Source organism: Hydrogenophaga sp. (assembly GCF_050250835.1).
Lineage (GTDB): Bacteria > Pseudomonadota > Gammaproteobacteria > Burkholderiales > Burkholderiaceae_C > Hydrogenophaga.
On sequence record NZ_JBFWNX010000001.1, the window covers coordinates 107,451 to 127,653 of the forward strand.

Here is a 20,203-nt window from a genome sequence, read left to right on the forward strand (position 1 = left end):
CCTTCGCCGTGACACGTTCCCAGACAGGTTTCGACTACATCATCGTGGGCGGTGGATCGGCCGGCTGCGTGCTGGCCAACCGCCTTTCGGCCGACCCGGCCGTGCAGGTGTTGCTGATCGAAGCCGGCCCCTCCGATCGACGTTTTCCCACCAGCCTGAAGACCTCCTTGCCGGCGGGCAATCTGTTCCTGCTGCCCCACGCCAAGTACAACTGGAAATACCACTTCTCCAGGCACAAGGGCGTGAACGAGCGTGAACTGCCTTGCCCGCGCGGCAAGCTGCTGGGCGGCTGCAGCTCGCTCAATGGCTCGGTCTACATCCGGGGTCATCGGCTGGACTACGACGAATGGGCTGCCCTGGGCAACCCCGGCTGGGGCTGGGACGACGTGCTGCCAGTTTTCAAGAGCCAGGAGAACCACGCCCTCGGTGCCAACCCCTGGCACGGCACCGGCGGCGAGTTGCAGGTGAGCGTTCCACCCGGCACCAACCCGCTGTCGCACGCCTTCGTGAAGTCGGCGGTGTCGTTGGGTCACGCGCACAACACGGACCCCAATGGCGCAGAGCAGGACGGCTTTGGCCTGACCCACGTCACGCAAAGCAACGGGGTCCGTTCCAGCGCTTCGCGGGCGTTTCTGCATCCCGTGTGGCACCGCCCCAATCTGACGGTGATGACCGAGACCCTGGTCGAGCACGTGGACACGCGGGCAGGCCGCGCCATCGGCGTGACGGTGCTGCGCGAAGGCCGCCGGGAAACCCTGACCGCTTCGATCGAGGTGGTGCTCTCGGGCGGCGCCGTGAATTCGCCGCAGTTGCTCATGCTCTCGGGCATCGGCCCCGCCGCAGCGCTCTCGCGCCTGGGCATCCAGGTGCTGAGCGATCTCCCCGGCGTGGGCGCCAACCTGCAGGACCACCCCACGGTGCAGGTCTCCTGCCTGAATCCCGGCGCGCAATCGTATGCGCTGAGTGCGCGCACCCTTCCCCGTGTGGCCGTTGCGCCGCTGGCCTGGCTGCTGGCCCGGCGCGGCATGCTGGCGTCCAACGCGGCCGAGGCGGGCGGCTACATGCGCACCCTGCCCGGCCTGGATCGCCCGGACGTGCAGATGACCTTCGTGGTCGGCCTGAAGGCGGCGGTGCAAAAGCTGCCGCGCACGCACGGCGTCATGCTCATGGTGCACCTCATGCGTCCGCTGTCGCGCGGCCACCTGGAACTGCAGAGCACCAACCCGGCCGACGCGCCACTGTTGCACCCGGACTTCCTCTCACAGCCAGGGGACGTGGCCACGCTCATGCGCGGTGTGCGCGAGGCGCGGCGCATGCTGGCCGCTGAGCCCTTCGCTCCCTACGCGGGCGCCGAAGTGACGCCTGGCGCCCAGTACCAGAGCGACGCCGAGCTGGAGGTGGCGATCCGCACCCAGGTGGGCACCGCCTACCACCCGGTGGGCACCTGCAAGATGGGGCCAGATCACGACGCCATGGCGGTCGTGGATCCGCAGTTGCGTGTGCGTGGCGTCGAGGGTCTGCGCGTGGCAGACGCCTCGATCATGCCCAACATCGTTGGCGGCAACACCAACGCGCCGGCCATGATGATCGGCGAGAAGGCCGCTCGCTTCATACTGCAGGCACGCCAGGCCCAGCCACTGGCGGCTTGAACCTGCTGCGCCGCACAACCTAGAATCCAGAGCATCCCCTGTCCACGGCCCCCACGGGGTCCCCATGACCACCAACACCGCCGAACCCCTACCCCGCCTTCAATTCTCCAAAGTGAGGCGACGACGCGTCTTCGAGGAGATCTGCGACCAGATCCGGCGCAAGCTGGCCCGTGGCGAGTTCCGTCCAGGCGACAAGCTGCCCACGGAACGCGAGCTCGCGGCCGAGTTCAGCGTCGGTCGGCCCGCGGTGCGCGAGGCGCTTCGAACACTGGAGAGCTCGGGCGTGCTGGTGCTCAAGAAGGGCCTCAAGGGTGGCGCCTTTGTGCGCGAAGGCGACCCCACCGTGGTCACGCAGTCGATCCACGACCTGATCAACCTCGGCCACATCTCCATGCACCATCTCATGGAGGCACGCATCGTGCTCACCGGATCGGTGGTCAGGCTGGCTTGTGAACGAGGCACGCCCGAGGAGTTCGATGCCATTGAAAAGAGCATCGACGTGAGCGAGCGCCTGGAAATCTATGGCGAACTCGAAGAGCGCCTGATCGCCGGCACCGAGTTCTTCCGGCTCATCGCCGTAGCCTCGCACAACGATGCGCTGCTGCTGCTGGTCGATTCACTGGGCATCATCGTGCGGCGCATGGTCATGCAGGTGCGGCCTCAGACCACCGCCATGATCGAGACGCGCCGCCAGATTCTTTCGGCCATGCGCCGGCGCGACCCGGCAGCTGCGCAAGAGCACCTCAACGAGTTCTTCGTCCACGTGAAAGACCGCTTCCTGCTGGCCGAGGCGCAACAGAGGCCACGGCGCGATCCCCTCTGAATCGCGCCGCTGGCTGGCTGTCTACTTGCGCACGCGCTTGAGGTCATCCTCCACCAGCGCCATCATGTCCGCGCCGATCACGGGGGCGTTTTTCTCGTAGACCACCTTCGACGCCTCGCGCATGCGCGTAACCTCGGCTGGCGCGATGGCGTTGACGACCATGCCCTTGGCCTTGAGCCGGTCCACGCCCTCGGCGGCCATCTGGCGGTTGATCTTGCGTTGCTCGTCGCGAACCGCGTTGGCGCAATCGCGCAGCACCGTCTGCTCGGCGGGGTTGAGCTTGTCGAACAAGGGTTTTGAATACAGCAGCAGCGCAGGGTTGTACATGTGGCGCGTCATGCTCAGGTACTTCTGAACTTCGAAGAATTTGGCGGTCTCGATGATGGGCACCGGATTCTCCTGGCCATCCACCGCCTTGGTCTCCAGAGCCGAATACAACTCGGTGAAAGGCATCGGGAAAGCGAAGCCGCCCAGCGCCTTGAAGGTCTCCACCACCATCGGGTTGGGCATGGAGCGGATCTTCAGGCCCTTGAGATCTTCCATCTTGTTGATCGGGTGCTTGGAGTTGGTGGCGTTGCGAAAGCCGTTCTCCAGGTAGGTCAGGTTCACCAGCCCCACGTCGAGCATGCGGCGAGAAAGCAACGCGCCGGACTTCCCGTCGAGCGCCGCATCGGCTTCCTTTTCGTCGGCGAACAGGAACGGCAGATCGTAGACCGCCGCCGAAGGGATCATCTGCGACATGGCCGACGTGGCAGTCACCACCATGTCCAGCGTGCCTGAACGCAACTGCGCAATGGCCGGCGCATCGTTGCCCAGTGCGCCGTCGAAGAAGGTCTGCACCTTCATCCTGCCGCCGGATTTCTCGCCCACGCACTGCGAATACTTGGTCAGACCGACACCCAGCGAATGGTCTTTGGAGAGCACCAGAGAGGCGCGGATGTTGCGATCCTGGATCTGGGCCTGAACCGGGCTGGCGACCAACAGGAAGGCAGCGGCCGCTGTGGCCAGGGGAACGAGTTTGCGTGAAATGAACATGGGTGATGTCTCCGGGGTTGGGGGGTGAGAAGCGTGCCTGTTGGCCGGCACTGTTTGAAATGCCTCAGCTCGAGAGCTGAGGGTTGAGAAAGGGGCAGCGCAGCATCGCCGCCTCGCGGGTTTCGAGCACGGGCGCGTCGGTCAGGCGTTCACCGAACACGCCCTCGGCTTTGAGGGCCTGAATGCGCTCCTCCGAGTAACCCAGAACGTCCTGCAGCACTTCGCGCGTGTGCGCACCCAGCAAAGGGGCGGCCACCGGTTCGGCCATGGGGGTCTTCTCCAGCGTTACCGAAGAACGGATGTTGGCGATCGACCCGCCCGCGGGGTGCGGGATGTGCGAGACGATGCCCAGGGCTTCGGTCTCGGGCGAGCGCAGGGCTTCGGCCACGGTGCGCACGGCGCCTGCAGGCACACGCGCATGGCGCAGGCGGGCCAGCCAGTGGTCGCGTGTGTTGGTGGCGAAGGCCGCGTTCACGGCTTCAAACAGGCGATCTCGGTGTTTGAGTCGGCCCGCCTTGATGGTCAGTTCGGGGTCATCGGCCATGTCTTCGCGGCCAATCAGGCGGAACAGGCGCTGGTAGATCTCGGTGCCCGTGCAGGCGATGTAGATCGGCCCGTCGCTGGCGTGGAACACGCCGGTAGGCGCCGTATCCGGACTGCCGTTGCCGTGTCGGCCCGCGGTCCAGCTGGCGTCGCTCATCACCTGCAACGGCGAATAGCCCACCATGGTCATGGCACTGGCGTAGAGCGAGGTCTCCACGCGCTGGCCCTGGCCGCTTCGCTGGCGCTCGATCACCGCAGCCAGGATGCCGTTGGCCGCCATCATGGATGTGCCGATGTCCATGACAGACGCGCCGGTGCGCACGCCTTCTCGGTCTGGGTAGCCGTTGAGCGACATGAAGCCGCTCTCGGCCTGGACGATGGGGTCGAAGCCCACCCGGTCGGCGAACGGACCGCTGCGTCCATAGGCGGAGACCGAACAATAGATCAGCCTGGGGTGGTCCTTCGCCAGTTGTTCGTAGCCCAGATCGAATCGCTCCATCACACCGGTGGAGAAGTTCTCCACCAGGATGTCGGCATCGCGGATGAGCTCGCGCAGCAACTGCTGGCCTTGCGGCGTCTTCATGTCGACGGCCACGCTCTTCTTGTTGCGGTTCACCCAGAGAAAAGGCGCACCCTCGCCGCCGAGCTGGTCCATCGCCGGTGGGTAGTGACGAAACTCGTCGCCGCGCCTGGGGTTCTCGATCTTGATGACATCGGCACCGAGGTCGGCCAGCAATAAGGTGGCATACGGGCCGGCCACGAAGTGAGTGAAGTCGATCACGCGCATGCCACGCAAGGGACCGCGGGGTTCGGCGCGCGCGGCAGCGGCGGGTTGGGCCATGAAATCCATCGTTGCCTCCGCCTCAACTGTTCTTGATGAACACCGCCTTGGTGTTGAGGAACTCGTGAACGTGCTCAACGCCGGATTCGCGCCCGTAGCCGCTCATCTTGTAGCCACCAAAGGGCACCGCCGGGTCCATCATCTGGTAGCAGTTCACCCACACCGTGCCGGCGCGGATGGCACCGGCCATGCGGTGCGCCTTGCCCACGTCGCGGGTCCACACGCCACTACCCAGGCCAAAGGGCGTGTCGTTCGCCCGCTTCACCAGATCGTCCATGTCGTCGAAGGGCAGTGCGCTGATCACCGGGCCAAAAATTTCTTCGCGCGCAATCGTCATCTGGTCGTTCACACCCGCGAACACGGTGGGCGGTACAAAGTAACCCTTGTCGTAGTCGCCTCCGCTCAGTCGCTGGCCACCGCTGAGCGCTTTCGCGCCTTCGCGCTGGCCCGCCTCCAGATAGCCCAGCACGCGGTCGAGCTGACCACTGGAGATCACCGGGCCGATCTGGGTGCCAGGGTCGATGCCGTTGCCCACTTTGAGGGTCTTGCCGTACTCGGCCACGCGGTGGGTGAACTCCTCGTAGATCTTTCTCTCCACGAACAGGCGCGTGCCGGCGCTGCAGATCTGCCCGGTGTTGGAAAACACAGCCATGGCTGCACCCGGCACGGCGGCGTCGAGGTCGGCATCGGCAAACACGATGTCGGGCGACTTGCCGCCGAGCTCGAGCGAGAGGCGTTTGATGTTGCCGGCCGAGGCGCGGATGATGGCCTGCCCCGTTTCGGTGGAGCCGGTGAAGGCCACTTTGTCCACCCCGGGGTGCGCCGCCAGGGCAGCGCCCGCCGGACCGAAGCCGGTAACGACGTTGACCACACCGGGCGGGAAACCCGCTTCCATGACGAGCTCGGCCAGGCGCAGCGGCGAGAGCGACGCCTGCTCGGCGGGCTTGAGCACGATGGTGCAACCCATGGCCAGGGCCGGGGCGATCTTCCAGATGGCCAGGCCCAGGGGGCCGTTCCAGGGAATGATGGCACCGACAACGCCCACGGGTTCTTTCAGCGTGTAGCTGAAGACCTCGCCAGGGATGGAGTTCTCGATGGTCTCGCCGTGAACGGAAGTGGCCAGGCCAGCGTAGAAGCGCAGCAACCCCACGGCACGGCGTTTGGCTGCGCGCGTGCGCGTGATGGGGCCGCCCATGTCGAGGGTGTCGATGAGGGCGAGTTCGTCGAAATGCTGTTCGACCAGGTCGGCCAGCTTGAGCAGCAAGGCCTGGCGTTCGAAGGGTTTGGTCTTTCGCCACGGGCCATCGAAGGCACGGCGCGCGGCGGCGACGGCACGGTCCACGTCCACCGCGTCGGCTTCGGCCAGGGTGGCAATTTCTTCGCCGGTGGCCGGGTTGGTGGTCGCGAAAGTCTTGCCCGAAACCGATGGCACCCATTGGCCGTCGATGAGCAGGCCCTTGGCCTTGCCGTTCAGGTAGGGTGGGTGCAGGTATTGGGCGGCGGTGATGTCGTTCATGGTCATGTTCTCCAGGTTCAGGCGGTGCGGATGCGGACCGGCAGGGCCGAGAAGCCGCGCAGGTTGTTGGCGTACTTGCGCTCGGCGGGGCCGACGACGTCGATGATCCAGTTGCGCTTGAGGATCTCTTCCCACAGCACGCGCAGTTGCAGTTCGGCCAGGCGATTGCCCAGGCAGCGGTGGATGCCCATGCCAAAAGAGAGGTGGGCGCGGGGGTTGGCGCGGTCGATCTTGAACTGGTAGGGCTCGGGAATCATGTCCTCGTCGCGGTTGCCGCTCATGTACCAGATGACGACTTTGTCGCCCTGCTTCATCTTGTGGCCGCGGAACTCGGTGTCCCTGGTGACGGTGCGGCGCATGTGGGGCACAGGCGTCACCCAGCGGATGATTTCGGGCACAAGGCTGTTGACCAGCCTGGGGTTGGCGCGCAGCCGGGCGTATTCCTCCGGGAACTGGTTGAGCGCCAGCAGGCCACCGGTGATGGAATTGCGCGTGGTGTCGTTGCCGCCCACCATGAGCAGGACGATCATGCCCAGGAACTCCTGTGCCGGCATGTTGGCGGTGGCGGGCGAGTGTGCCAGCATGGAAATGAGATCCGGCCCGGGCGCCTGCTGCTTGCGCTGGTCGAACAGCTTGCCGAAATAGGCAGCGCATTCCTTGAGCTTGGCGTAGCGCTTTTCCTCGGTGTCGATGTCGCCGCCGACCTGCAGATCCACGTTGACGATGTCGCTCCAGTAGGTGAGCAGGCGGCGTTCGTCGCGCGGGGTGTCCATCAGCTCGGCCAGCACGCGGCCCGTGAGTTCGATGGCCACACGATCGACCCAGTCGAAGTTTTCGCCCACGGGCAACGAGTCCAGGATGTCGTTGGCTTCCTTGCGCACCCGGTCTTCCATGCGCACCAGGTTGCCGGGCGACACCACCGGGCTCACCACCTTGCGCTGGTCGTCATGCAGCGGCGGATCGGCGTTGATGAAGCTGGTGCGGCGCATGTTGTCGGGCAGGTCCTTGATGAGGATGCCGCCGTACTTCACGTCCGATGAAAAAGTCTGGTGGTCGATCTCGATGTCGACGATGTCCTTGTAGCGAGTCACGTTCCACAGCGGGCCATATTGGCTGTGCTTCTGGTAGTGGACGGGCGCTTCCTTGCGCAGGCGCGCAAAGATCGCGTCCTGCGTGTCGGTCATGAAGCGGTACTGCAGCGTCGGATCGAGGTCTTCGAGCTTCTGCGTGGCGGGATCGGGCGCAGGGGCCAGGGCTTCTTTCATCACGGCGTTCATGAGAGGGGTCTCCGGGTGAGGTTCAGTGTTGGCCCACGGGCAGGTGCAGCACCAGGCCATCGAGTTCGGGGCGCATGGCGATCTGGCAGCAGAGGCGGGAGTTGTCCTCCAGGATGGGCGAGAAGGTCAGCATGGAGTGCTCCTGTTCACCACGTCCACCGGTGCGCTCGATCCAGGCCTGGTCCACATAGACGTGGCAGGTGGCGCAGGCACAGATGCCGCCGCAATCGCCGTCGATGCCGGGCACGCCGTTGTTGACGGCCGCCTGCATGGCCGAGGTGCCGACTGGCACGTCCACGACGTGCTCGGTGCCTTCGTGTTCGACAAACTTGATGATGGGCATGGATGGGTTCTCCTGAGGGGGTTAAGACAGCGCACCGCGAGGGCACACCGGTTTCATGCGATGGCCACGTCCTTGAGCGGAATGGCCGGATCGGACAGGCGCACGCCGGGCGTGCGCAGGCGTTTGCCAATGGCCATGCGCGCAAACGCGAAGTCCATCGGCGCGTTGACCGCTTCCACCGCACGCAGGAGGCCCTGCGGCGAAATGTGGAAGATGGCGAATGCATTGCCGGCGGTGTCACCGCGCAAGGCCACCTGATCGTCGGGAGAGGTCAGGCCAGCGATCTGCAGGCGCAGGTCGAACTGGTCCGACCAGGTCCAGGGCGCCTCGGCCACGGGTTGCGGCTTGCCGCACAGGCGCGCCGCCACCTGTTTGGCCTGCTCCATGGCGTTGTGCACGCTCTCCAGCCGCGCGTTTCGCTCGAACAGGACCACAGGGCGACGCGTGCAGTCGCCGATGGCGCTGATGCGGGGGTCGCTGGTCAGCGCTTCTTCGTCCACCACCACGCCGTCTTCGCACACCAGCCCGGCCTCCTGGGCCAGTGCCTGCTCGGCCAGCACACCAATGCCCACCAGGGCAAGATCGCAAGGCAGCGAGCGCCCGTCGGCCAGTCGGGCCGAGCGCACCTGGCCCTGCTCGCCATCGAAACCCACCACGCTGGCACTCAGCTCGATGGCCACGCCTTTGCTGCGCGCATAGCCCGTGACGAAGGCCGAGAGCTCCTGCGAGGCGACGCGCGCCATCAGGCGGTTTTCCCGCTCCAGCACGCAGACCTCCGCACCCAGGGTGCGTGCCGACGCGGCCGCTTCCAGACCGATGTAGCCACCACCCACCACCAGGACTCGGGTGCCAGGCTGCACCGCTGCGCGCAGACGCAACGCGTCCACATCGGTTCGCAGCGACACCACGCCAGCGAGGTCGATGCCTGGCACCGGCAGCGGGCGAAGGCGCGCGCCAGTGGCCAGGATCAGGTGGTCGTAGGCCAGTGCCTCACCCGTTTCGAGCAGCACCCGCTGCGCCTCGCGCTCAACGCGAGTGACGCAGGTGCCCGTGCGCAACTCGATCTGACGCTCGGCGTAGAAACCCTCGGGCTTGAGTTGCAGCTCCTGCGGCGTCACCTTGCCCAGCATCAGGCCCTTGGAGAGCGGCGGTCGCTGGTAGGGCGGACGCGCTTCGGCACCCACCAGCGTGATCGCACCGGTCCAGCCGTACTGGCGCAGCAGCGTGGCAGCAGTGCCACCCGCATGACCTGCTCCGACGATGACGACCCGGCCGTTCAGTCCGCTCAACATGGCTACCAGTCTCCTGTTTTCTTGGTAAGACCATTGTAGGCAGTGTTTTTTCGAGCGTCAACAAGACATTTTTTCTTTTTAAATCAACGTTATAAATCATCCATCCAAAAAACCTAGGGAAACCCCGGCTCCAAAATTACTATGGTCCAACCATTCTCGCAGGCGCCGGCTCATCAGCGGATGAACTGATCCACGAAGCCCTCTCCCAGGCCGCAGCGGATGTAGTGCGCCCGGCTCAGGTCGATCTTGGTGAAAACATCCTCGTAGCCCGTCTGGGTGCCATAGGGGTCCACATACACCATGGCGCCGGTGATGTGGAACAGCGTGATCATTTCCGGCACGTTGTCGGGCACCACCAGGGTGTGTGTTTCACCGGGCGGCTCGAACACATATGAGCCTTCGGAGGCAACCCAGGCGTGCTCCAGGTAGTGCCAGCTGCCGCGCAGCACCATGCCGTGCACCGGTGCCGGATGGCGGTGGCGGCTGAGCACGCCGGCGCGTCGCACGCGCAAGAGGTTCACCCAGTAGCCCTGCACGGTGTTGAGGCACAGCGGGCGGAACCAAACGTTTTCCGCCTGTGGCACCCACACCCGCTCATCGTCCGGGATGACAGAGGGCACCACGATTTCGGGCGCAGCCTCACGGGGAAACGGCAACTGGTAGGGAATGCGCGCGGGGTCGGTGGTGGCGCTTGCGGGTTTCGAATTCATGGTCTGCCTTTCATGAACAACCGGCATGGGCGGCGACGTGCCACCCTGCAAACGGATAGCATAGGTCAAATGGACAGACCAAATAACCCGCAAGGCGACACCAACCAGGCCTGGATGCTCGACTTCATCCTGCTGTCCGCCGTCTGGGGTTCTTCGTTCATGTTCATGCGCCTGGCGGTGGTGGATTTCGGCACGTTCCCCACCGCCACGCTTCGCGCGGGCATCGGCGCCCTGGCGTTGCTGCCCTTGCTGTTCCTGCGTCGCCAGGCCAGCAGGGCGGTCCGCGCCTGGAAACCGCTCCTGGTGGCGGGCACGCTCAACGCCGCCATTCCCACCGCCTGCATCTCCTTTGCCTTGCTCTCGATCAGCTCTGGCATGGCGTCCATCGTCAATGCCACGGTCCCGCTGTTCGGTGCGCTGGTGGCCTTTGTTTGGCTGGGCACCAGACCCACGCGGCTGGCGACGATTGGCCTGTGCATCGGCTTTGCCGGAGTGGCCATGCTCGCCTGGGACAAGGTGGGTTTCAAGGCCGGCACGCAAGCCTGGCCTGCGGCGCTGGCCATGCTCGCGGCCTCGGCGGGAGCCCTGAGCGGCGCGGTCTCCACGGTCTACGCCAGGCAACATCTTTCCGACGTGCCGGCCCTGGTGCTCGCTGCTGGCAGTCAGGTCGGCGCCACCCTCGGCCTTGCCCTGCCCGCTCTGTGGCTCTGGCCTGGCACACCGCCGAGCCTGAAGGCTTGGCTGGCGGTGGCTGCGGCGGGGGTGTTGTGCACGGGGCTGGGCTATCTCGTGTTCTTTCGCGTGCTCGAGCGTGCCGGCCCCACGCGCGCCCTCACCGTCACCTTTGTCATGCCGCTGTTCGCCATGTTCTACGGCGTGGTTTTCCTGAGCGAAGAGATCACCCTGGCCATGCTTGCCTGTGCGGCCGTGGTCATTGGAGGCACCGCCCTTTCCATGGGGCTCTTGCATCGCAAGCGCTGATCACAAGGGGTGCGCCTGCTGCTGCTGTGTCCGTGGCATCTCCGCATGGCACTTAGGTACAATGGACGGACCATTTGAAAGTGATCCATGAAAGCCATCGTTTGCCAAGCCTTCGCCCCGGTAGATCAACTCGCCTACCTCGACCAACCCTCACGCCCTCTGGCCAGCGGCGAGGTGCGCGTGGCCATCAAGGCCGCAGGCGTGAATTTCCCCGATTCGCTCAAGGTCGAAGGCCTGCACCAGATCAAGCCCACGCTGCCGTGGATTCCCGGCAGCGAAACCGCCGGGGTGGTGACCGAGGTGGCCTCCGACGTCACACGGTTCAAGGCGGGGGATCGCGTGATGGCGGTCTCCAGTGCCGATGGCGGCGGCTTTTCGCAGGAGATCGTCCTGCCGCAGGAGCGCATCTTCCGGCTGGCACCCCACATGAGCTTCGAGGCCGCGGCAGCGGTGCCCGTGGTGTACGGCACCACGCTGTATGCGCTCAAGCAACGCGGCCAGTTGCGGCCTGGTGAATGGGTGCTGGTGCTGGGCGCTGCCGGCGGTGTGGGCCTGGCCACGGTGCACCTGGCCAAAGCCATGGGAGCGCGCGTGATCGCGGCGGCCAGCACACCGCAGAAGCGCGACCTCACGCTTGAGCACGGTGCGGAACATGCGGTGGACTACACCCAGCCCGACTGGCGCCTGAAGGTCAAGGAGCTCACGGCCGGCAAGGGCGTGGATGTGGTCTACGACCCCGTGGGCGGCGATGCTTTCGACGAGGCGGTGCGCGCCATCGGCTGGGGCGGCCGCTACCTGGTCATCGGGTTCACCTCGGGGCGCATCCCGATGCTCAAGATCAACATGCCACTGGTCAAAGGCTACGACGTGATCGGCGTGCGCTACGACGTCTGGCGCGACGGCTGGTGGAGCGAGGCCCGCACCAACCTCGAACAGGTGCTGGCGTGGTGCGCCGAAGGCAAGTTCCAGCCCCTGGTGTCCGCAAGCTACCCGCTGGCCGATGCGGTGCAGGCGCTTCGCAGCATCACCAGCCGCCAGACCAGCGGCAAGGTCGTGCTGGTCAACGACTGAAGGCCGCCAGGCCAGGCCTCAACCACCAAACTTGACCGGGGTGGTTTCCAGGATCTTGCGGATGCTGGTGTCTTCGCGCCGGGCCACCTTGGACACCTCTGTGGGTCCGATGGGCTTGAGGCTCAAACCTTGAAGGTGGAAACGTTCCGCGATGCCCGGTTCGGTCAGGACCTTCTGCAAGGCCTCGCGCAACTTCCCGACCACATCGGCTGGCGTGCCCGCTGGCGCATACAGGGCAAAGTTGATTTCCTGAACGAATCCGGGCACATGCTTGCTGATGGGTTCGCCACCGGGGAAAAGCGACGAGGGCTCAGCGGACGTCACACCGATCACCTTGAGGCGGCCCGCCTTGATGTGCTCGGCCGTGAGCGACGACGGCACGTTCAGGTACAGCTTCACGTCGCCGGCCAGCACCGCCTGCACCGCAGGCGCCGCACCCCGATAGCCGATGTACACCAGATTCAGCCTGGCTTCGCGGGCCAGCAACGCAGTGGTCACTTCAATGATGGGCCCGGCACCCGCCACATCGACGCCTTTGGGCTGTTGGCGCGCCCAGTCTAGAAAGCCGGGTATGTCGTTGGCGGGAACGCTGGGATGCGCAAGGATGGCCAGCGGCGTCACCCCGACACCCATGACGGGCGTGAGACTGGCGAAAGGATCGAAGCCTTCGTCTTTCGTGACGAGAGGAACCTGAACCAGTCCCGTGACAGTGGAGTAGAGCAGCGTGTAGCCATCTGCAGGGGCGCGCGCGGCGGCGAGAATGCCCACCGCACCACCGGCACCCGTCCGGTTGTCCACCACCATGGGCTGGCCCAGGATCGCGCCCATCTGCTGCGCAAGGTAGCGCGAAATGGCATCGCCTGGGCCGCCGGGCGCAAAGTTGTAGATGAGCTTGATGGGACGATTGGGAAACGCCTGTGCGCGAGACAGGGGCGCAAGCGCCATCAGGGAAGCCGTGGCGAGGATTTGGCGACGTTGGATCATGTGGGTCTCCTGGTTTTCTGGATCGGGACGTGGCGGGGGCCGAAGTTCACTTCGACTTCAGCCACACCGCCTTGGTCTGCAAATACTCTTCCATGTGCTCGGTGCCGGACTCGCGGCCGTAGCCACTCATCTTGTAGCCCCCGAACGGCACCGCCGGGTCCATCGCCTGGTAGCAGTTCACCCACACCGTGCCCGTGCGCAGCCCGCGCGAGACGCGCTGCGCGTTGCTGATGTCGCGCGTCCACACCCCGCTGCCCAGCCCGTACGGCGTGTCGTTGCCCCGCCGGATCACTTCGTCCACGTCGTCAAACGGCATGGCCGAGATCACCGGACCAAAGATCTCCTCGCGCGCGATCGTCATGCCGTCGTTCACCCCGGCAAAGATGGTCGGCGCCACAAAGTACCCCTGCGCCAGCGCCCCTTCGGTGATGCGCCCTCCCCCCGACAAGGCCCTGGCCCCCTCGGTCTTGCCCGTGGCCAGGTAGCCCGTGACGCGCTCGAGCTGCGCGTCGCTCACCAGCGGGCCAAGCTGCGTCTGCGGGTCCAGCGGATCGCCCACGCGCAGCGTCTTGGCAAAGGCGGCCACGCGTTCGACAAATTCGTCGTGGATGCGGCGCTCGACAAACAGCCGCGTGCCCGCGCTGCAGATCTGCCCCGAGTTGTTGAACACCGCCATGGCCGCGCCAGGCACCGCCTCGTCCAGGTCGGCATCGGCAAACACGATGTTGGGCGACTTGCCTCCCAGCTCGACCGAGACGCGCTTCATGTTGCCGGCCGAGGCGCGCACGATGTGCTGGCCCACTTCGGTCGAGCCGGTGAAGGCAATCTTGTCCACATCGGGGTGGGCCGCCAGCGCCGCTCCGGCTTCACCGAAACCAGTCACCACGTTGATCACGCCGGGCGGAATGCCCGCTTCCAGGCACAGCTCGCCCAGGCGCAGGGGCGACAGCGGCGCCTGCTCGGCCGGCTTGAGCACCATGGTGCAGCCCGTGGCCAGCACCGGGGCGATCTTCCAGATGGCCAGCCCCAGCGGACCGTTCCAGGGGTTGATGGCCGCGACCACGCCCACGGGTTCCTTGAGCGTGTAGGAGAAGACGTGGCCGTCGACCGAGTTCTCGATGGTGTGGCCGTGGGTGGCCGTGGCCAGCCCGGCGTAGTAGCGCAGCAGGGCAATGCCCCGGCGCCGACCGGCTGCGGTGCGCGCGATCGGTCCGCCCATGTCCAGGGTGTCCAGGGTGGAGAGTTCTTCGAAGTGCTGGTCGAGCAGGTCGGCCAGCTTGAGCAGCACGGCCTGGCGGTCGAAGGGCTTGAACTTGCTCCACGGGCCTTCGAAGGCGCGCCGCGCGGCGCCCACCGCGCGGTGGATGTCCTCGGGCCCGGCTTCGGCCACTTCGGCCAGCACCTGCCCCGTGCTCGGGTTGTAGGTCTTGAACGTCTTGCCCGAGGCCGCAGGCACCAGCTGGCCGTCAATCAGCAGCAGCTTGGGGGAACCATCGAGAAAGGGAGGAAGAGGCCAATCGTTTTTCATGGACTGGGCCCTCACGCGGGTCGATCGCCAATGACGGTCGCACGCATCATGCTTCGCACATGGGGGTAGTAGTCCATGATGGCGTAGTGCTGGACGGCCCGGTTGTCCCAGAACACCACGGTGTCCTTCTGCCACTGGATGCGAACCTGGAACTCGGGGGTGCGCGCCTGGCGCAGCAGGTAGGCGAACAGATCACGTGCCTGCGTGGGCGCATCGCGGTTCCAGACACCTTCATTGACCTGCCTGAAATTCGCGAAGTGCGTGGTGAACGCCTCGTTGACGTACAGAATCTTTTCACCGGTCTCGGGATGGGTGCGCACCACCGGGTGCTCGACCGCCGGAATGTCCTGCCGGAGCTTCGCCCGGCCTTCGGGCGTGGGCGTGCGGTTGGAAAACACCACCGACGCGTCGTGCATCGCATTCAATCCGACCAGTTTCTCTTTCACCTGATCGGGCAGCGCTTCATAGGCCGCCACCATGTTCACGAAGATCGTGTCACCCCCCACCTCGGGACATTCAACGCAACGCAACACCGAACCCATCGACGGTTCGGGATAGAAAGAGGTGTCCGAGTGGTACACGTTCTCGACGCCCACGTTCACGTCGTTGTGGATGAAGGTCACCAGCTCCGGATGGTCGGGATGGCGCTTGATGATGGGGTGAACCTCCAGCTCGCCAAAGCGGCGGGCAAACGCCACGTGCTGGGCGGGCGTGATGTCCTGGTCGCGAAACACCAGCACCTTGTGGCGCGCCAGCAAGCCGCGCAGCGCCGTCGTGTCCTCAGTGCTGAAATCGGTGGCAAGCGAAATGCCTGACAGCTCCAGTCCCAACGTGGGCGAGAGCAGGCGCCCTGCCCACTTGCCGAATTGCCCGGAGGCCTTCGAGGGTGCGGCCTGGCCGCGGGGCGGTTTGGCCATCACGGCCACAGTAGATTCCTTGCGCTCGACGGTTGCGGTGTCCATGCCTGTTCCTTCAAAGAGTGGCTTTCACAAAATAGAATCATCATTCTGATTCTATTTTTTTAAAACATCAATGGTCCTCCCATTGGTGTTTACCCGAGGGCGGTCGATCACTTGCTGCGCCGCTAAAGTAGGCCTCCATGAAAGCCACCACCAACGCCCTCGCCAAGGCAGCCCATGTGCCCGGGTCCTCCACCGTCGCTTCACTCGACGAATTGCGCAACTGGATTGCCGAAGGCAGGCTGCCGGAGTTGGTCCCGACGCAACAGGATCGCAGTCTGCGCACCGCCCTGGCCATGATCGAGGCGGGCCGCCAACTCCTGCGGGACCGCTCTCTGGAAGATCTGTCTGTCGAGATGGTGTGCCGGGCGGCGGGCACCACGGTGGGCGCGTTCTACGGCCGCTTTGAAAACAAGCACGCCTTCTTCATGACGATGGAACGGGTGCAAACCTTCCACTCCGAATCCATCTTTGCGGACTTTTCCAGAAAGCACAAAAGCAGCCCTTCAACGCTGGACGATCTTTGTCTGGACATGGTCAGTCTCACGGTCAATGGCTTTCGCTCGAACCTCGGTGTGCTGCGCGCTGCGCTTCAGCACACCCAGGAAGGCATGTGGGATCTGTTCAAAGCTTCCGGTGACCGCTACCGCGTCGAACTCATCGACCGCATCTCGCCACACCTGACGCACCTGCCACCCAGGCAGCGCAAACTCCGCATTCTGTTTGCGTATCAGGCATTGGCTGGCACGCTGGTACATGCCACGCTCAACAACCCAGGTCCATTGGCCTTCGAGGACGAGGCCCTGGTCACCGAACTGACCCGCATGGTCAAGGCCTATCTCGAGGCGCCCTGAAATCCAGGGCCTGTTCACACGGTTTTTCCAAGAGGCTTTGCGGACCAAAAAGGCCATGCGCAAGGCGCGAAACGCAGCCGGGGTTGCCTCCGGCTAGGCTTCGCAACGCGGCGCATGGCCTTTTTGGCTGCAACCCGGAGGGAATGGAGTAGAGAAATAGTGTGAACAGGCCTCAGGTGCCCGAGCCCGAACTCGTGTTCAGGCGCTTCATGTCGGCCTCTTCCAGCTTCAGCGACACCGCCGCCACCAGATCCTTGAGCTGATCGAGGGACGTGGCACTGGCGATGGGCGCGGTGACGCCCGGCATGCCCAGCTGCCAGGCAATCGCCACCTGCGCCGGGGTGCTGGCATGGCGAGCGGCCACCTCATCGAGCGCGTCAAGGATGGCCAGCCCCCGGGGGTTGAGGTACTTGGCGATGGTGCTCTTGCCACGTGCGCTTTTGCTCGCATCTTCCGGCTTGCGGTACTTGCCGCTGAGAAAACCGGCGGCCAGCGCATAGAAGGTGAGCACACCCACGCCATTCTCCTGGCACACCGGCAGCAGGTCGGATTCGAAGCCTTGGCGGTCGTACAGGTTGTAGAGCGGCTGCAAGGTTTCGTAGCGGGGCAGGCCGAGGCGCCTGCTGGTGTCCAGCGCCTCCTGCAAGCGTGCGCCCGAATGGTTGGACGCGCCAATGGCACGCACCTTGCCCTCGCGGATCAAGTCGGCGAACGCGCCCAGCGTGTCAGCCATTGGCGTGTCTGCATCGTCGTCGTGGGACTGGTAGAGATCAATGTGATCGGTGCGCAGTCGCTTGAGCGAGGCTTCCACCGCCTGACGGATGTACTCGGGCCTCAGGCCCTGCTTGCCCGGCCCCATGGGCTTGCCCACTTTGGTGGCGATCACCACGCGGTCCCGCTTGCCGGTGGCCTTGAGCCAGTTGCCGATGATGGTTTCCGATTCGCCACCCTGGTTGCCGGGAACCCAGCTGGAGTAGACGTCGGCTGTGTCGATGAGGTTGAAGCCGGCGTCGACCCATGCATCGAGCAGGCGGAACGACTGCGCTTCGTCCAGGGTCCAGCCGAACACATTGCCGCCGAATGCCAGCGGGGCGACCTGAATGCCGGAACGTCCGAGTGAACGGGTGGGGATCATGGTGTCTGTCTCTCTGGCTCGTGAAAGGGAGTTAGCTCAGGCCCGTGACCGGCACGCTCGCGCCATGAATGTCCCTGGCCGAATCCGAGGCAAGGAAGGCGATCACGCCGGCCAGCGACTGGGGCGACACCCAACGCGAAGGATCGGCCTTGGGCATGTCCTTGCGGTTTTCAGGTGTGTCAATGATGCTGGGAAGCACGCAATTCACATTGATGCCCTTGTCGCGCAATTCGGCCGCCATGGATTCGGTCAGGCGTGCGACGGCGCTCTTGGAGGCGGCATAGGCACCCATGTTCGCGCCGCCCTTGCCTGCGGCGCCTGCGCCCACGTTGACGATGCGCCCGCCGCCGGCAGCCAGCATCGCCGGCACCACGGCGCGCGCGGTGTGCAGCACCGAGCGCACATTGAGCCCCATGAGAAAGTCCCAGGTGCTGTCGCTGGTCTCGTGCACCGCCTCCCCCATGCGGAAGCCGCCAGCGAGGTTGCACAACACCTCGATGCGGCCGAACTGCTTGAGGGCGCGCTGCACCGCGGCATCCACCGCTGTGGCGTCAAGCAAGTTGGCGGCCAGGCTGAGCTGCCGATCCGAGTCAGGTCCATAGATGGAGCCCAGCAGGCTCTGCTCTCGATCCAGCAGGACCAAGGTCCAACCTTTATCGGAAAAGGCCTGCGCCACAGCGCGCCCCAGATTGCCGCAGGCACCGGTGATCAGGACAGTTTGCATTGCATATTCCATTCATTTAACATATGGTCTTACCATTTTATCGCCAGACACACTGGCGAACGCATCCCCATTCGGGAACGCCATTATTCATGGCGCAGCCGCATGTGCCCGGCTTCGATTATTTTGTTGTTTTATCAACTTATTAGGTTGACATTACAACCTTGCAATCCCACAATCACGTCTCGCTGGAGACATGACTTCAAGAGGACATACGATGAACAAGACCCTGGATCTGGTGATTCGCGGCGGCGCGGTTGCCGACGGCCTTGGCGGCCCATTGGTCGAGGCCGACGTGGCGGTGGACAACGGCGTGATCGTGCAAGTGGGCAAGGTCACTGCACAGGGGCGCGAGGAAATCGACGCGCGGCACCAGGTGGTGGCCCCCGGCTTCGTTGATATCCATACCCACTACGACGGCCAGGCCGTGTGGGATCAGCGTTTTGCGCCTTCAAGCTGGCACGGCGTGACCACTGCGGTCATGGGCAATTGCGGCGTGGGCTTTGCGCCGGTGCGCCCGCAAGACCGCGACCGCCTCATCGACCTGATGGAAGGCGTGGAGGACATTCCCGGCGTAGCCTTGCAAGAGGGCCTGGACTGGGCATGGGAGAGCTTTGGCGACTACCTGGACGCACTGGAGCGCAAGCCGCACGACATCGACTTCTGCGCACAACTTCCCCACGCCGCCCTGCGTGTGTACGTGATGGGTGAACGCGCCTCACGGCTGGAAATGGCCACGGCCGAGGACCGCGCCCGCATGCGCGAGCTCACCACCGAAGCCATGCGCGCAGGCGCCCTCGGTTTTTCCACCTCGCGTTCGATCAACCACAAGTCGATCAAGGGAACGCCCACGCCCACGCTCAAGGCCTCCGAGGAAGAGCTCATGGCCATCGCCATGGGCGTGAAGGACGCGGGCCGTGGCGTGCTGCAGATGATCACCGACTTTGATGGCGAGGATGTGGATGGCGAATTCGCGCTCATGCGCCGGCTCACCGCCGCCTCGGGCCGTCCGCTGTCGTTCTCGCTGATGCAGAAGCACAAGAACCCTCGCGGCTGGCAGCGCATCCTGGAGCTCACACGGCAAGCCAATGCCGATGGCCTGAACATGCTGGCCCAGGTGGCGCCACGCGGCGTGGGCATCATGCTGGGCCTGCAGGGCAGCCGCAACGTGTTCTCCGAATGCCCTTCGTATCAGGCCATCGCGGAGATGTCGTTCGAAGAGCGTGTGGCGCGCCTGCGCCAGCCCGAACTGCGCGCAGCGCTTCTGCGTGAACTGCCCCAGAGCGGCACCACACCGCTGGGCATGCGCCTGGTCGAGTTCACCAACATCTTCCGTTTTGGCAACCCGCCCGAATACGACCCGGGTCCAGAGAAATCCGTCGCCGCCATCGCAGCCCGCGAAGGCCGCGAACCAGGCGAAGTGGCGTACGACCTGATGATGGCCGACGAGGGCTACGGCATGTTGTATTCGCCTTTTGCCAACTACGCCGAACGCAGCCTGGACGTGTGCGGAGACATGATCGCGCACCCCGATACCGTGATCGGCCTGGGTGATGGTGGCGCTCATGTGGGCCTGGTCTGCGATGCGAGCTTCCAGACCTTCGTGCTAAGCCATTGGGCGGGTGAGACAGGACGCTTCGAGCTCCCCTGGCTGATCAAGCGCCAGACCTCCGACACCGCGCGCGCCGTGGGCCTGAACGACCGTGGCGTGGTGGCCCCGGGCATGAAGGCCGATCTCAACGTGATCGACCCCGAAGCGCTGGGCATGGCCGTGCCGCACATGCAGTTCGATCTGCCCGCCGGCGGGCGCCGACTGATGCAGCGCGCCAATGGCTATACCGCGACCATCGTCTCGGGCACGCCGGTCTATCGACAGGGTGTGGCCACGGGCGCCCTGCCCGGCCGCCTGGTGCGCGGCCCGCAACACGCACCGAACTGAGT

Annotated in this window: 18 protein-coding genes; 6 read left to right on the plus strand and 12 right to left on the minus strand. The window is 65.0% G+C overall.

All coding sequences use genetic code 11. The features are described 5' to 3' along the window. The first annotated feature begins 8 nt into the window (after window positions 1-8). Window positions 9-1,649 (plus strand): GMC family oxidoreductase, encoded by a 1,641-nt coding sequence (locus tag AB7F11_RS00495; protein ID WP_428288643.1) that lies wholly within the window; start codon window positions 9-11, stop codon window positions 1,647-1,649. Between the two features lie 112 nt (window positions 1,650-1,761). Then, a complete protein-coding gene (locus AB7F11_RS00500; RefSeq protein ID WP_428300716.1) occupies window positions 1,762-2,472 on the plus strand; it encodes a FadR/GntR family transcriptional regulator in 711 nt (236 codons plus the stop codon). Between the two features lie 21 nt (window positions 2,473-2,493). Here the strand turns inward: AB7F11_RS00500 and AB7F11_RS00505 are convergent, their stop codons facing one another. From AB7F11_RS00505 to AB7F11_RS00535, 7 genes are all read right to left on the minus strand, one after another. Further along, the gene (locus AB7F11_RS00505) at window positions 2,494-3,507 is read right to left on the minus strand and encodes a DctP family TRAP transporter solute-binding subunit (RefSeq protein ID WP_428299809.1); all 1,014 of its coding nucleotides are present in this window, start codon (window positions 3,505-3,507) and stop codon (window positions 2,494-2,496) included. A gap of 64 nt (window positions 3,508-3,571) precedes the next feature. After that, window positions 3,572-4,891: a CaiB/BaiF CoA transferase family protein gene (locus tag AB7F11_RS00510; RefSeq protein ID WP_428288646.1), complete on the minus strand. Its 1,320-nt coding sequence runs from the start codon at window positions 4,889-4,891 to the stop codon at window positions 3,572-3,574. Window positions 4,892-4,913: 22 nt separating this feature from the next. Next, window positions 4,914-6,407 carry an aldehyde dehydrogenase family protein gene (locus AB7F11_RS00515; protein WP_428288647.1) on the minus strand — a complete coding sequence of 498 codons (1,494 nt, stop codon included), beginning with the start codon at window positions 6,405-6,407 and terminating at the stop codon, window positions 4,914-4,916. Between the two features lie 17 nt (window positions 6,408-6,424). Continuing rightward, entirely contained in the window at window positions 6,425-7,684 is a 1,260-nt protein-coding gene (locus tag AB7F11_RS00520) for a cytochrome P450 (protein ID WP_428288648.1), read from the minus strand. A gap of 22 nt (window positions 7,685-7,706) precedes the next feature. Continuing rightward, a complete protein-coding gene (locus AB7F11_RS00525) occupies window positions 7,707-8,027 on the minus strand; it encodes a 2Fe-2S iron-sulfur cluster-binding protein (protein ID WP_428288649.1) in 321 nt (106 codons plus the stop codon). A 53-nt stretch (window positions 8,028-8,080) separates the two neighbouring features. Further along, window positions 8,081-9,319, minus strand: coding sequence for an NAD(P)/FAD-dependent oxidoreductase (locus AB7F11_RS00530; RefSeq protein WP_428288650.1), 1,239 nt, complete (start codon window positions 9,317-9,319; stop codon window positions 8,081-8,083). Between the two features lie 173 nt (window positions 9,320-9,492). Next, the gene (locus AB7F11_RS00535) at window positions 9,493-10,029 is read right to left on the minus strand and encodes a 2,4'-dihydroxyacetophenone dioxygenase family protein (protein ID WP_428289187.1); all 537 of its coding nucleotides are present in this window, start codon (window positions 10,027-10,029) and stop codon (window positions 9,493-9,495) included. A gap of 69 nt (window positions 10,030-10,098) precedes the next feature. Between AB7F11_RS00535 and AB7F11_RS00540 the strand changes: the two genes are divergently transcribed. Together AB7F11_RS00540 and AB7F11_RS00545 are read left to right on the plus strand one after the other, a co-directional pair. Then, a complete protein-coding gene (locus AB7F11_RS00540) occupies window positions 10,099-11,010 on the plus strand; it encodes a DMT family transporter (RefSeq protein ID WP_428289186.1) in 912 nt (303 codons plus the stop codon). An 87-nt stretch (window positions 11,011-11,097) separates the two neighbouring features. Next, window positions 11,098-12,081, plus strand: coding sequence for an NADPH:quinone oxidoreductase family protein (locus AB7F11_RS00545; protein ID WP_428289185.1), 984 nt, complete (start codon window positions 11,098-11,100; stop codon window positions 12,079-12,081). 18 nt (window positions 12,082-12,099) lie between these two features. Here AB7F11_RS00545 and AB7F11_RS00550 read toward each other — a convergent pair whose 3' ends face one another. Genes AB7F11_RS00550 through AB7F11_RS00560 form a run of 3 tightly spaced genes read right to left on the minus strand, consistent with a single transcriptional unit; the run spans window position 12,100 to window position 15,555 of the window. Next, window positions 12,100-13,065: a Bug family tripartite tricarboxylate transporter substrate binding protein gene (locus AB7F11_RS00550; protein WP_428289184.1), complete on the minus strand. Its 966-nt coding sequence runs from the start codon at window positions 13,063-13,065 to the stop codon at window positions 12,100-12,102. 46 nt (window positions 13,066-13,111) lie between these two features. Then, window positions 13,112-14,593 (minus strand): aldehyde dehydrogenase family protein, encoded by a 1,482-nt coding sequence (locus AB7F11_RS00555; RefSeq protein ID WP_428289183.1) that lies wholly within the window; start codon window positions 14,591-14,593, stop codon window positions 13,112-13,114. 11 nt (window positions 14,594-14,604) lie between these two features. Further along, window positions 14,605-15,555 (minus strand): TauD/TfdA dioxygenase family protein, encoded by a 951-nt coding sequence (locus AB7F11_RS00560; protein WP_428289182.1) that lies wholly within the window; start codon window positions 15,553-15,555, stop codon window positions 14,605-14,607. A gap of 137 nt (window positions 15,556-15,692) precedes the next feature. Between AB7F11_RS00560 and AB7F11_RS00565 the strand changes: the two genes are divergently transcribed. Next, window positions 15,693-16,406 carry a TetR/AcrR family transcriptional regulator gene (locus tag AB7F11_RS00565; RefSeq protein ID WP_428289181.1) on the plus strand — a complete coding sequence of 238 codons (714 nt, stop codon included), beginning with the start codon at window positions 15,693-15,695 and terminating at the stop codon, window positions 16,404-16,406. A gap of 172 nt (window positions 16,407-16,578) precedes the next feature. Here the strand turns inward: AB7F11_RS00565 and AB7F11_RS00570 are convergent, their stop codons facing one another. After that, entirely contained in the window at window positions 16,579-17,541 is a 963-nt protein-coding gene (locus AB7F11_RS00570) for an aldo/keto reductase (protein WP_428289180.1), read from the minus strand. Between the two features lie 31 nt (window positions 17,542-17,572). Continuing rightward, window positions 17,573-18,277: an SDR family NAD(P)-dependent oxidoreductase gene (locus tag AB7F11_RS00575; RefSeq protein ID WP_428289179.1), complete on the minus strand. Its 705-nt coding sequence runs from the start codon at window positions 18,275-18,277 to the stop codon at window positions 17,573-17,575. 202 nt (window positions 18,278-18,479) lie between these two features. On the opposite strand from AB7F11_RS00575, the gene AB7F11_RS00580 reads away from it, so the two are divergent. Beyond that, window positions 18,480-20,201, plus strand: a complete 1,722-nt coding sequence (locus AB7F11_RS00580) for an N-acyl-D-amino-acid deacylase family protein (protein ID WP_428289178.1) — start codon at window positions 18,480-18,482, stop codon at window positions 20,199-20,201. Window positions 20,202-20,203 lie beyond the last annotated feature (2 nt).